Origin of the sequence: Frankia sp. AgKG'84/4, assembly GCF_023242965.2 — a bacterium.
In the GTDB taxonomy this organism is placed as follows: domain Bacteria; phylum Actinomycetota; class Actinomycetes; order Frankiales; family Frankiaceae; genus Frankia.
Map to the genome: position 1 here is coordinate 1 of NZ_JALKFU020000932.1, position 733 is coordinate 733.

1 protein-coding gene is annotated in these 733 nt (G+C 76.4%); it reads right to left on the minus strand.

Going from position 1 to position 733, the window contains the following annotated elements; genetic code table 11:
* On the minus strand, positions 1 to 733 hold a 733-nt coding region (locus MXD58_RS26140), incomplete at both ends, for a condensation domain-containing protein (protein WP_250610410.1).

The following is a 733-nucleotide window of genomic DNA, read 5'->3' on the forward strand; positions in this document are numbered from 1 at the left end:
ATGCCCACCACCGCCGCCGGCGAGCAGCGTCGGGCCGTCGAGGCCGGCGAGCTCGGTCCGCCACGCGGCGCGCGCCGCGTCGGCGTCCTGGGCGCGCAACCAGCGCAGATAGTCGGAGTACGGCCGGCTGGGCGTGGCAGGCACGCTGGCGGCACCCTGGTCGGCGGCACCGGGTTCCGCGGCGGCCAGAGTGAACAGCTCGCGCAGCATCAGGGGCAGCGACCAGCCGTCCACGACGATGTGGTGGGCGCAGACGGCCAGCCGGGCGCGGTCGGCGTCGAGACGCACCCACAGGAAGCGCAGCAGCGGTGGGCTGGCGAGGTCGAACCGGGCCGCCCGGTCGGCCTCGACGAGCCGCGCCGCCTCGGCATCCCGCTCCCCGTCGGGCCAGGACGACAGGTCGACGATGGTCCAGTCCGGTTCGGCGCCAGCCATGATGACCTGGGCCGGTTCGACACCGTCGGACAGCACGGCGGCGCGCAGGACCGCGTGCCGGGCAACGAGTTCCCGCGAGGCCGCCCGCAGCCGCGCCGGGTGGGGCGCGCCGGCGAGGTCCAGGACGAACTGCAGGACGTAGACGTCGGGGGTGTCGTCCCCGTCGAGCAGCCGGTGAAACAGCATCCCGGCCTGCGACGGCGACAGCGGCCAGACCTCGCTCGCCCCGGCGAGGCGCGCGCGCCACCTGGCCGCGTCGTCCGGGTCCACCGGCAGGTCGCCGGCGTCCCCTCCGACG